Here is an 11,080-nt window from a genome sequence, read left to right on the forward strand (position 1 = left end):
TCTTGCTATCTTCTCCTGAAGTTTTAACCAATTGTTCGAGCCTTTGACTTGATGTTGCAAGCGTCTTTGTAGCAATTTAAGCTTACTCTGTACTTTCAACAAAAATCGAGGGGCTTTGATTAAATCTCCCCGTGAAGTAGCGACAAAACTCTCAATTCCCGCGTCAATTCCTAAACAGGTCTTCCCTACTGTCAGATCGGGAACTAATTCCGTAGATTGGAAAGAAACCAAAACGTAAAATCCCGACGCTTTTTGGATAATTCGAGCTTGTTTAGGCTCAAACCCAGACGGGTACTCCCTAGATTTCCTAATCCGAATTTTTCCCAATTGTGGAAAATTTAAGTATTCGTCACCTAGAAAATTTTTCGAGAGCGCGGGGAAAACAAAACTTCGCATCTTTTTCTTAAATCTAGGAAAGCCGAAGCCTTTCGATTTCATGTGGTCAAACGCTTTATCTACAGTTTTTAAAACTTGCTGTAAGACTTGAGCGTTAACCGTCTTTAATATCGGGTAAACTTTTTTAGCTTCCGTTAGATTTTTAGCTTGAACGAAGTAATTTGGATAGGGTTGATCCGCAGGAATTATGTACTCAGAAACTAGCGAACAGCGATCCGCAAGACACTTTCGAGAGTTTAACCAATCTTTCCGTTCCGAGAGCGCGTAATTATAAACGCTCTTACAAACATCAAGAATGTGGACAATCTCTCGTTCCTGTTTCTTGTTTACCTTTAGTTTGTACTGGTAGGTAAGCGTTATCACTGTCGTTAGTTTCGTGATGTGATGTATAGTTAAATTGTAACACTTACTGCCTAGTATATCAACTAATTACAATCATGGACCAAACTAATCGCTAACCTTAAAACAGTTAGTAGTCGCTTAATTAGACAAGAATTTCCGGATTTGGCGGCAAAGTATTTCGACAACAAACCCTATTTTTGGGCGGGAGCTTATTTCGTGGCTAGTTGTGGCGACGTTACTGTCGAACAACTAAAAAAATACGTCGAGAACCAAAACTCCCCAAAAGTGGAAAGGCTACTGCGTTAGTTTCATTCTGGTAGCGATTCATCTCCCGTTAACCGCTACGCAGTTTAACGGGAGTCCTCTCGCGACCTTGAGATAGGGGTGAGGGGTGGGGCAGATTTTTCAGGGATCGGTAAACAGTAAACAGTGAAAATACTCCTCACCTAATACCGCTTACCGATCACCGATAACTTAATTATTGGCCATTACCCAATTAACTAGAGTGCGGACGGGAAAACCAGTCGCCCCGGAATTATTAACTCCATTTTCTTTATCGGACCAGACCGGTCCTGCGATATCTAGGTGGAGCCAGGGAGTATTATTAATGAATTGCTTCAAAAATAAAGCGGCTGTAATGGAACCGCCAGGGCGCGGGCCGGTGTTTTTCATATCGGCAATTTGAGACTTCATCCCCTCGAAATATTTTTCTTCTAGGGGCATTGGCCAGAATTTTTCGCCGGCTAATTTAGCGGCCTCTTGGAGTTGAACAGTGAGACTCTCATCGCTACTCCATAAACCGGCGATATCGTCCCCCAAAGCGATGACACAGGCCCCGGTTAAAGTGGCTAGATCCACGATCGCATCCACCTCTAATTTTTCCGCAAAAACCAAGCCATCGGCTAGGGTTAATCGTCCCTCGGCATCGGTGTTATTGACTTCAATAGTTTTGCCATTAGAAGCGGTTAAAATGTCCCCGGGGTGCATAGCGCGACCACTAATCATATTTTCTGTAGCCGGACAGATAAAGTGTACTTCCACTTCTGGCTGTAATTGGGCGATCGCCTTGGCTGCGCCTAGGGTGGCGGCACCACCCCCCATATCCATTTTCATGGTTTCGATGCCACTGCCGGCCCCTTTAATATTCAAACCGCCGGAATCAAAGGTTAAACTTTTGCCGACGATTGCTAGTTTACGTTTCGGGGTTCCTTGGGGTTTATAGATTAAATGAAGGAATTTCGGGGGAATATCCGAGGCTTTGGCTACTCCTAAGAAGGCTCCCATGCCCAAGCTTTCGCATTCTTCCTGTTCCAGAATTTTGAGACTTAATCCGTATTCGGCGGCAATTTGCTCGGCGGTGGCTGCCATGGTCAGGGGGGTGACGGTGTTAGCGGGAGCATTGACTAATTCTCTGGCCAGAATCACTCCAGAACAGATTTGCTCGGCCTTGGCGATCGCCGATAATTGTTCTCCTAAACCCAATAACTCGACGGTTTCTAATTTGGCTCCTTTTTCCTCTTTAGTGGACTTGAAGCGGTTATCCTGATGAGTGGCCAGCAGCAGCCCTTCCGTGATTGCTCCGGCAGTGGCGGACTGATCGCCAACTACCGGTAAACTGATGGCCAGAGCTTGGGTTTTTTGTTGTTTGGCCAGACGAGCGATGGCGGCGGCCGCTAGACGCAGGGTTTGCAGGTCGAAATCGGCAGTTTTTCCCAATCCCACCAGGATTAATTTGCGAATCGGACCTCCACCACCTAGACGAGTCGCCGCATTGCTGCCTAATTTTCCCTCGAATTCCGTCTCGGAGATGAGCTCCTCTAGGGTTCCCCCTAGTTTATCGTTCAATTCTGCCAATTCTCCTGCAATCTCTATGGCTCCTTCTGGTAAACCTAGGGCTAAAGTGTCTCCTGTCCAAGCAAGGAGCGAGGTGTCAGTCGATCGAATATCCATTCTTTATCTCGATAATTCTTTGCAAAATGCTTCTATTAATCACTATACTGTAAGCTCTATCAGTTATCATCGATCATCTATTCAGGCCTACTGGCTCCCTGTCAAGAATCAAGGTCTAGCCAAAATCATTATCTAAAAATGTCGGGTTCAAGACCCTCTCTGTTCAAATCATTAGATAAATAGTTAGCGGTTGGCAAGCTAGGAAATCGAACCTAGAAATTATCGATGTGATCGTGTACTACAGAGTTTCTCTCGCCATTAAGATAACTGCTATAATGTATTCGCTAACTCTAAGTGGTCGAGCAAAATTAAAGTTAACCGTGAGGCAAGGGAATAACCCAGAGGCAATAGTCAAGGCTCTCAGCTTTATTAATGTTTCTTGATACAAATGTATTTGTTGAGAGGGTTTCCGAGGAAATATGAAGTGTAAACTGATTAGGCATTGTTCCTGATTCCTGATCCTGACTGGGGATAACTGCCATGGGTTCTACTACTTAGAAAAAAATTATCAAGTTTGTATTGATCGCTCAAGGAGAAATTTTTATGGAAATATCTCGTCCTAATCAAGCAGAATTAACCGCAGAAGAACAACAGGAACTAGAAAAGTTGCGAGCTATTATCGAACAGGCTAGTGTTGATGGCGTGATCACTCAAGGGGAAAGGGAAAGAATCGCCCTAGCTATGAGATCTGATGGTAAAGTGACCCTGGAAGAATTAGAGTTAGTCAGAACTTTAATTACCGAAAAAGTGAGCAAAGGGGAATTAGTTCTCGATTATCTTTAAACTCTGGAAAATCGGATAAAAAAAAGACGGGGTGAAAACCCCGTCCTATTTGCTAAGAATTATGACAAATCCTTGACTTGTGATACTAATTGTGCTACCACATCTTGAGCGCTACCAAAGAGCATAAAAGTTTTGGGATTGTAGAATAATTCGTTTTCTACCCCGGCAAAACCCGATCGCATACTGCGCTTAATCACGATCGTGTGCTGTGCCTTATCCACGTCGAGAATCGGCATTCCATAAATCGGACTAGCCTTATCGTGACGGGCAGCGGGATTAACCACATCATTCGCCCCAATAATTAACGCCACATCGACGCGCTCAAACTCAGGATTAATATCATCCATATCGTAGAGTTGGGGGTAGGGAACGTTAGCTTCGGCCAGTAATACATTCATGTGACCGGGCATTCTTCCCGCCACGGGGTGAATAGCATATTTAACCTCAACGCCGTTTTTTTCCAACTGTTCAGCCAATTCTCGCACCGCGTGTTGTGCTTGGGCCACCGCCATGCCGTAACCGGGTACAATCACCACAGAACGCGCATAACCGAGCATCATTGCCCCTTCTTCTGAATCGATGGCATGAACCGATTTATCAAGGCTAGAAGTGGCGCTCGCTTTGCCCCCGGCACTAGCACCTGTACCAAATGCCCCAAATAGTACACTAGCCAGCGATCGATTCATGGCTTTACACATGATCTGAGTCAGGATAATCCCCGACGCACCCACCAAAGCACCGGCGATGATCAGCATACTATTCATCAGGATAAAACCGACTACACTAGCGGCAATCCCCGAAAAAGAGTTTAAGAGGGAGATAACCACGGGCATATCGCCGCCACCGATGGGAAGCACGAATAAAGCCCCGAAAATTAGGGAAAGTACCACCAAGGTCAGGAAAACATCGATCGAGGTGGGATCAAAAAAGAGATAGACACTACCCCCTAAAAAGGTGAGTAGCAAGAGAATGTTAAAGGGTTGTTGGAAAGGAAAAGTTACGGGCGCACCAGTGATTAATTCCTGTAATTTGGCAAAAGCGAGGACACTACCGGTAAAAGTGACACCACCGATCAATACACCCAAAATAGCGATCAGTATCGAGTCAAAGGCAATATTTTCACCACTTTGCAGTAAACGCCAGTATTCGCCAATGGCAATTAAAGCACTAGCCGCGCCGCCTAAACCGTTAAAAATCCCCACCATTTGGGGCATAGCTGTCATCGGGACTTTTTGCGCCGAAACTAAGCCGATAATCGAGCCAATCACCAGCGCCACGGCGATTAAACCATAGCTGAGGATTTCTTGATTGATTAAGGTGGCAATAATGGCGATTAGCATCCCGATCGCAGCCAGAAAATTGCCTTGACGGGCGGTAGCGGGGGAAGATAATTGTTTAAGACCGATGATAAATAAGATGGCGGCGAGTAGATAGGATAACTCGATCCCTGTGGTAAGGGCATTATTCATGATTTAGCCTCTTTTTTCTTGAACATTTGCAGCATTCGATCGGTAACGACAAAACCACCGACCACGTTAACCATCGCCAAAATAACGGCAATTAACCCTAAAATTACGGTTAATTCGTGCCAATCCGTGCCTCCGGCGATGAGGAGCGCACCAACAACGGCGATACCGGAAATTGCATTCGCTCCCGACATCAGGGGTGTATGGAGAGTGGGAGGAACTTTATTGATCACCTCGAAACCGACAAAGGAAGCGAGGACAAATACCACTAAAGCGGTTAAAAGTTGGGCAGTCATTGGTTAAGTAAAAAGGGGATGGGGGATGGGGGATGGGGGATAGGGGATGGGGGATGGGGGATAGGGGATGGGGGATAGGGGATGGGGGATAGGGGTTAGGGGATGGGGGATGGGGGATGGGGGATGGGGGATGGGGGATAGGGGTTAGGGGATGGGGGATAGGGGATGGGGAGAAAAAGCTGATAGCTAAAAAGCCGATAACTGTTCACTGAGGGCGGATTTAATGCGTTGGTTGCGGATTTCGCCGGCGTGGGTGACACAGGCGCTATCAATGATGTCATCGGCAAAATCGAGGTTTAAACTGCCGTCTTTGCTGACTAGAAGTTGTAGCAGCATTTGCAGGTTTTTGGCGTACATCTGGCTGGCATTGGTGGCCACTGTGGCAGGAAGATTAACGGCTCCGACGATTTTGACCCCATTAACGATGATTTCTCGTCCCGGTTGGGTGTAGGCGCAATTTCCGCCCTGTTCCGCCGCTAAATCAACGATTACCGACCCCGGTTTCATGGTGGCGATCATTTCTTTGGTGACTAGCAGCGGGGCCTGTTTCCCCGGTACTTGGGCGGTGGTAATCACCACATCGGCTCGCTTAATTGGTTCCGTTAGGGCTTGACAAATGCGCTCCTGTGTGCTAAGAGAAACCTCTTTGGCGTAACCGTTATCGGCGACGGTATCTTCTTCTAGGGGCATTTCAATAAATTTCGCCCCGACACTCTGCACTTCTTCTTTGACTTGGGGACGAATATCAAAAGCCTCCACCACTGCCCCCAAACGGCGGGCGGTAGCGCAAGCTTGCAATCCGGCAACTCCTGCCCCCAATACCAGCACTTTGGCTGGGGCGATCGTACCGGCGGCGGTAGTCATCATCGGGAACATTTTCGGCAGCCCAACAGCGGCGAGGAGTACTGCTTTGTAACCGGCGAGGTTAGCCTGAGAGGAGAGGGCATCCATGCTCTGGGCGCGACTACTGCGGGGAATTAATTCCATGCTCAAAGCTGTGATCCCGCGCTCGGCTAATTTGGCAATGCGCCGGGGCTGACGCAGGGGATCGAGAAAGCCGATGAGGATACCTCCACTTTTCAGGCGATCGATCTCGCTATCGCTAGGAGGGGCGACTTTGAGAATAATATCGGCAGTTTCATAGATATATTCGCTGTTTTCGCTCAGGGCGGCTCCCACGGCACTATAGGCACTATCGGCAAAGTTAGCGCTAATTCCCGCCGTATTTTGGACAATTACCTCAAATCCCGCCTTGACTAAACGGGCGACGGTATCTGGCACTAGCGCCACCCGCGCCTCGCCTTGGTCACTTTCTTTGATTATGCCGATTTTCATGGCTGGGTTTCTCCTTAATAAGTCCTTCTCTTGTCCTATGCTGTTAGGGTAAGGGTTTCGTTAAATGCGATCGATCCCTTGGGATAATTTCGAGTCAAAATTGCTTTTCACTTCCATCCTAGCTATCCTCACCTTTCTGGCTCTTTTTCGGGCTAAATCTTAGGATTATCTTCAGAATTAAAGGGTTTTGAGCGGCATTGCTTGGAAATTTTTACCTAGTGATGAGGTACAAGTTTTTCGTTCTGGGTAACGCCAGAACGGTTAACAGTAGCCAGTCTTCGGTCGTAGATACCAGATTAAGTTATACTTCATATTGATGAGAAAGGCTGTAATAGGTCTCGATGCGCTCCAAGTTTTACAGTTCTTTTAACTTCGATCGCAATTCCTCTAATTCTGCATCTACTGCTGAATCCCTGACGGTGTTTGCTGGAGGTAAATCGCGTTGATTAGAAGTTGTACCGGGTAATACTCCCCCAGACATTTCTGCTTTTAGCAGTGCTAATTCATCATCCACATCGCTACCCGCTTCTAGTGGAGCGAATTGCTCTATGATGTCGATGCCACCGATTTCACCGTAAGCTTGACTAGGGGCTTCTAACTCGATAAATTTTGCTTCCATGCGCTGAAAAGCTGAACGGTAAATACTATTGTTCCCATTCTTAAAAATAGTTAAGTTTTTTTGTAAATTATCGACTTGAGTTTTAATTTGTTCGATCTGACTTTTGATGATATTGGCGATATTAATATGATTCTCTTTTTGTCTAAAAGCTTCTCTAACAAGGGAATAATCTACTTGAGATATAGCTAATTTAGCTCTCCTGTCCCATTTTAAAATTTCAGCTAGTTCTTCATTATATTGTTGTTCGGCTCTTTTTTGTAAAGTGATTATTTCAGTAATGTCTAATCTTGGTAATTTCTTTTCGATTTCTATCCCGTCCAATTCGCCATAAATTGGTCTAACTTTTTCCTCTAGGGACTCAAAAGCTGCTAGGTTAATTCTAGTATCTATACTGTCGAGAGTTTGTTCGTTAATTTTTCTTTCTAAAATTGGCAATTTTTCTTTCAGTTTATCAACTTGGATATTCAGGTTTTCCAGTTGATTTTTAATAATATTTGCGGTATTAATGTGATTTTTTTTATGTCTAAGAGCTTCTTTTGCCAGAAAATCATCACCTTTATCTAGAGAGAGTTTAACTCTTTTTTCCCATTTTAAAACCTCAGCTTGTGCTTGGCTGTACTGTTGTTCTGCTCTTTTTTGTAAGGCAATTACTTCGATAATTGAGGAACGTAAATTAGATAAATTATAGCAAAGACCAAGGTGCTTAGGACAATCCATCGCTGAAACCCTGTTCAGATAAGAGTTTGAAAATTGAAAGCGTCCTAAATAACCCATTATTTGCTATATCCTGCATAATAGCGATGGTTAATTATGACTAGCAATTAATATTTCCTATCTGAACAACAAAATTATACTAAATCCGGTTATTAAAAACTGATTATTTATTTTCCCCTTTGCATGAGTGCCTCTTGCATGAGTGCCTCTCCTCATAACTAGCCTATACTCAACGGATTTAGTATTAATAAATAGAGACGTACCATAGATGATACGTCTCGATGCGCTCAAAGTTTTACAGTTCTTTTAACTTTGATCGCAATTCCTCTAATTCTGCATCCACTGCCGAATCCCTGACGGTGGTTGCTTGGGGTAAAGTGGGTTGACTAGAAGTTGTACCGGGTAATGCCCCCCCGGACATTTCTGCTTTTAGCAGTGCCAATTCATCATCCACATCGCTACCCGATTCTAGTGCAGCGAATTGATTTTCGATGCCGATGCCACCCAATTCACCGTAAGCTTGACTACGGGCCTCTATCTGCACAACTTTTTCTTCCATGCGCTCAAAAGCGGACATGGAACTACTGGTATCGATACTGCCGAGGGTTTTTTGGAGTTCTTCGTTAGCTTTTGCGGCTCTGGAGCGAGCTACTAACATATTTTTCTTGGTTTTTGCCTCAGAAATCTTACTTTCGAGCGCAATCAAGTTTTTTCTCAGACTTTCTACCTGTACCGTTTGCTGATCCAGTTGATTTTTGAGAATGGCGGCGGTTTCCGTGAAATCTTTCTTGCGTTTAAGAGCTTCCCGGGCGAGAGTTTCATCCCCTTTAGAAAGGGCTAATTTGGCTCTTTGTTCCCATTTAACCGCTTCTGACTGGTCTTTGCTGTATTTTTGTTCTGTTTGTCGTTGTTCGGCGATCGCTCTAGCGACCGCTTGACGTACCTGTACTAGATCCTCTTGCATATCACTGACAGCTTGCTCCAGCATTTTTTCTGGATCTTCAGCCTTGCTCACCATATCATTGAGGTTAGCTCGGACAACTCGGCTAAGGCGATCGAATAAACCCATGACGCTCTTGTTCCTCTCGGTGTGTACTAAATCGGTTAACTGTTCTTAAAATTTCCCATGTTGCCTAACGGCTTATTCTCCAATATAAACCACGAGAGCTAGGTTAGGGGATAGGGTATTAGGGTATTGGGGTATTGGGGTATTGGGGTATTGGGGTATTGGGGTTTTAGTTGAAATTTTCCCATCACCCCATCTCCCCATCACCCCATCTCCCCATCACCCATCCAAGTTTTCTTGTTTTAACTTGAGTAATTCGGCTTCAATTTGTTTTTGTCCCTCCAAATCTTGGAATTGTCGCTCTAAGGGGTCTTTATACTGGATTAAATCGGCTTCGGATTCGGCTTCTAAGACTTTTGCTTCTAATTTCTCGAAAATAGTCCCCATCTGACTGCTGTTCAAACTGCCCATAATTTCTTGGGCTTTTTGGCTGGCGCTCGCTGATCGCAATCTGGCCACATAAAGGCTTTTTTGTGCTTTCATCTCAGCATATTTGCGTTCAATTGTCAAGAGTTCTTTCTTTAACTTTTGTATAATAGCCGTCTGTTGTTGCAGGGAGATTTGTAGGGGGGCGATCTGACTTTGATAGGTTTGCCATTGGCTGAGAGCTTGGCGGGCGAGTTCCTCGTTACCGTGATGTAGGGCTAATTGGGCGCGTTCGTGCCAAGTTTGAGCCGCTTTTTCCTGTTGTTGTTGTTGGCGCTCGGTGCGTTTCTGGGTAGCGACGGCTGCCGCCAGAGCTTGTCGCATTTGGATCAATTCCCCTTCCATCTCCAAGATCGCTTTTTCCAGCAGTTTTTCTGGATCTTGATTTTCCTGAATCAGACTATTGACTTGGGCGCGAATTGCTTGGCCCATGCGCTCAAACAAACCCATTGCCGTCCTCCCGATAGGAACCCTAATAGTTTACCGAAGTGCCGCTCCTATCAATAATGATAGAACTAGGGACGGGGGACTGGGAGGGATCGGCTGTTTCTGAAGGTGCCGGACTACTGGGAGAAGGGGATGCTTGTAATTCTGGCGGTAACTGTTTCATTAACTCCGTGGCATCCTGTCGGTTTTGATTAGCCAGACGACGGGCTTTTTCCCGTTGAAAAAAGGGTAAATTAGCGGGTGATTCTTCTCTTTGACGCAATTCCTCCAACATTCGTTCGTTAATGATCGCGGTCGAGGGGGCAGGGGTGACTTGGGGTGGTGGTGGCGGTGGTGCGGAAACTAGGGAAGATGCTGGAGGGGTACTGGGGGAAGTGGGGGCGACGGGTAAAGATTGCTTGATCTTACTGACGGGTAATTGATGGGCAGGCATGGGGGACGGTGGCAGATTTGGCGGTAAGAGGGCATTAGTCGGATTTATAGCGGTGGGGGGACTCTGAACCACTGGTGGGGCGGTAATATTAGTTATCGGGCTGGTTTTAAGGGGAGGAGCGGGAATATTAACGATCGGACTGGTTTGAGGAGTTTTCTGTACTGGACGAGCGATCGCTATCAATCGATCGAGGTGGCGGGAGTTATTTTGGCGCTGCTCGAGGGGGGAATTCTCAGCTTTCCTCGGGGTGGGGGTAGTATTGGTTAACCATTGATTGAGACTGAGGAGACTATTAGCAATTAAAAAGATCACCATTGCCCGGATACCCCAAGGGGTAAAAAAGACATCTTTAGCTTGGGGATAGACGTTAATGACAGCAGCTTCTAGATATTCTGGTTCCCGAGCGGGATCGATGGCTGAACTGGGTTGGTGGACGATCGAGAGAGGCAAATCTTGGGGGGATGGGGATCGATCGGATTTCATCGAAAATTTTGGGTCTGAAACCCCGTCGTTCTACGACGGCTTTACCGTTAAATACTAGCGCATTTACACGATATATGCCAGAATGTGGAATATGGAAAAAGCCTATTCTTACCGATTTTACCCCACACCCGAACAAGAGTCGCTATTGCGGCGCACTTTGGGCTGTGTAAGATTAGTTTACAATAAAGCTCTCCATCTCAGAACAAAAGCATGGTATGAAAGACAAGAAAGAGTAGGATATACTGAAACTTCTTCAATGCTAACCGATTGGAAAAAGCAAGAAGAATTAGACTTTCTCAATGAAGTAAGCTGTGTACCTTTGCA

General features: G+C 45.7%; 11 protein-coding genes and 1 pseudogene. 3 read left to right on the forward strand and 9 right to left on the reverse strand.

Annotated elements, in window-relative coordinates:
• The coding region (locus tag IM479_RS02515; RefSeq protein ID WP_287684025.1) for an RNA-guided endonuclease InsQ/TnpB family protein at window positions 1–759 on the reverse strand (759 nt) is incomplete at its 3' end.
• A gap of 78 nt (window positions 760–837) precedes the next feature.
• Here IM479_RS02515 and IM479_RS02520 point away from each other — a divergent pair.
• Window positions 838–1,044, forward strand: a pseudogene (locus IM479_RS02520) (IS200/IS605 family transposase); the annotation flags it as partial.
• 168 nt (window positions 1,045–1,212) lie between these two features.
• Here the strand turns inward: IM479_RS02520 and IM479_RS02525 are convergent.
• Entirely contained in the window at window positions 1,213–2,688 is a 1,476-nt protein-coding gene (locus IM479_RS02525; protein WP_287684024.1) for a leucyl aminopeptidase, read from the reverse strand.
• 543 nt (window positions 2,689–3,231) lie between these two features.
• On the opposite strand from IM479_RS02525, the gene IM479_RS02530 reads away from it, so the two are divergent.
• The gene (locus IM479_RS02530) at window positions 3,232–3,471 is read left to right on the forward strand and encodes a hypothetical protein (RefSeq protein WP_002757689.1); all 240 of its coding nucleotides are present in this window, start codon (window positions 3,232–3,234) and stop codon (window positions 3,469–3,471) included.
• Window positions 3,472–3,530: 59 nt separating this feature from the next.
• On the opposite strand, the gene IM479_RS02535 is transcribed toward IM479_RS02530, so the two are convergent.
• From IM479_RS02535 to IM479_RS02565, 7 genes are all read right to left on the reverse strand, one after another.
• Window positions 3,531–4,940: an NAD(P)(+) transhydrogenase (Re/Si-specific) subunit beta gene (locus IM479_RS02535; protein WP_286827408.1), complete on the reverse strand. Its 1,410-nt coding sequence runs from the start codon at window positions 4,938–4,940 to the stop codon at window positions 3,531–3,533.
• On the reverse strand, window positions 4,937–5,233 hold the full coding sequence (locus tag IM479_RS02540; RefSeq protein ID WP_002733247.1) for an NAD(P) transhydrogenase subunit alpha part 2: 297 nt from the start codon (window positions 5,231–5,233) through the stop codon (window positions 4,937–4,939). Before IM479_RS02540 ends, IM479_RS02535 begins: the two co-directional genes overlap by 4 nt.
• A 186-nt stretch (window positions 5,234–5,419) precedes the next feature.
• Window positions 5,420–6,568 carry a Re/Si-specific NAD(P)(+) transhydrogenase subunit alpha gene (locus IM479_RS02545; RefSeq protein WP_287075849.1) on the reverse strand — a complete coding sequence of 383 codons (1,149 nt, stop codon included), beginning with the start codon at window positions 6,566–6,568 and terminating at the stop codon, window positions 5,420–5,422.
• Between the two features lie 355 nt (window positions 6,569–6,923).
• A complete protein-coding gene (locus IM479_RS02550) occupies window positions 6,924–7,904 on the reverse strand; it encodes a PspA/IM30 family protein (protein ID WP_287684022.1) in 981 nt (326 codons plus the stop codon).
• Window positions 7,905–8,196: 292 nt separating this feature from the next.
• The gene (locus IM479_RS02555) at window positions 8,197–8,970 is read right to left on the reverse strand and encodes a PspA/IM30 family protein (protein ID WP_287684021.1); all 774 of its coding nucleotides are present in this window, start codon (window positions 8,968–8,970) and stop codon (window positions 8,197–8,199) included.
• 216 nt (window positions 8,971–9,186) lie between these two features.
• Window positions 9,187–9,843, reverse strand: a complete 657-nt coding sequence (locus IM479_RS02560; protein ID WP_287684020.1) for a PspA/IM30 family protein — start codon at window positions 9,841–9,843, stop codon at window positions 9,187–9,189.
• Between the two features lie 22 nt (window positions 9,844–9,865).
• Window positions 9,866–10,756 (reverse strand): hypothetical protein, encoded by an 891-nt coding sequence (locus IM479_RS02565; protein WP_287684019.1) that lies wholly within the window; start codon window positions 10,754–10,756, stop codon window positions 9,866–9,868.
• A gap of 91 nt (window positions 10,757–10,847) precedes the next feature.
• Here IM479_RS02565 and IM479_RS02570 point away from each other — a divergent pair.
• The coding region (locus tag IM479_RS02570) for a helix-turn-helix domain-containing protein (RefSeq protein ID WP_287699137.1) at window positions 10,848–11,080 on the forward strand (233 nt) is incomplete at its 3' end.

This window comes from Microcystis sp. M165S2 (genome assembly GCF_020245885.1).
Taxonomy (GTDB): domain Bacteria; phylum Cyanobacteriota; class Cyanobacteriia; order Cyanobacteriales; family Microcystaceae; genus Microcystis.

Coding starts and splice junctions, on each gene's coding strand:
- IM479_RS02525 (WP_287684024.1), bottom strand. CDS start 2,688: ATGGATATTCGATCGACTGACACCTCGCTCCTTGCTTGGACAGGAGAC.
- IM479_RS02530 (WP_002757689.1), top strand. CDS start 3,232: ATGGAAATATCTCGTCCTAATCAAGCAGAATTAACCGCAGAAGAACAA.
- IM479_RS02535 (WP_286827408.1), bottom strand. CDS start 4,940: ATGAATAATGCCCTTACCACAGGGATCGAGTTATCCTATCTACTCGCC.
- IM479_RS02540 (WP_002733247.1), bottom strand. CDS start 5,233: ATGACTGCCCAACTTTTAACCGCTTTAGTGGTATTTGTCCTCGCTTCC.
- IM479_RS02545 (WP_287075849.1), bottom strand. CDS start 6,568: ATGAAAATCGGCATAATCAAAGAAAGTGACCAAGGCGAGGCGCGGGTG.
- IM479_RS02550 (WP_287684022.1), bottom strand. CDS start 7,904: ATGGATTGTCCTAAGCACCTTGGTCTTTGCTATAATTTATCTAATTTA.
- IM479_RS02555 (WP_287684021.1), bottom strand. CDS start 8,970: ATGGGTTTATTCGATCGCCTTAGCCGAGTTGTCCGAGCTAACCTCAAT.
- IM479_RS02560 (WP_287684020.1), bottom strand. CDS start 9,843: ATGGGTTTGTTTGAGCGCATGGGCCAAGCAATTCGCGCCCAAGTCAAT.
- IM479_RS02565 (WP_287684019.1), bottom strand. CDS start 10,756: ATGAAATCCGATCGATCCCCATCCCCCCAAGATTTGCCTCTCTCGATC.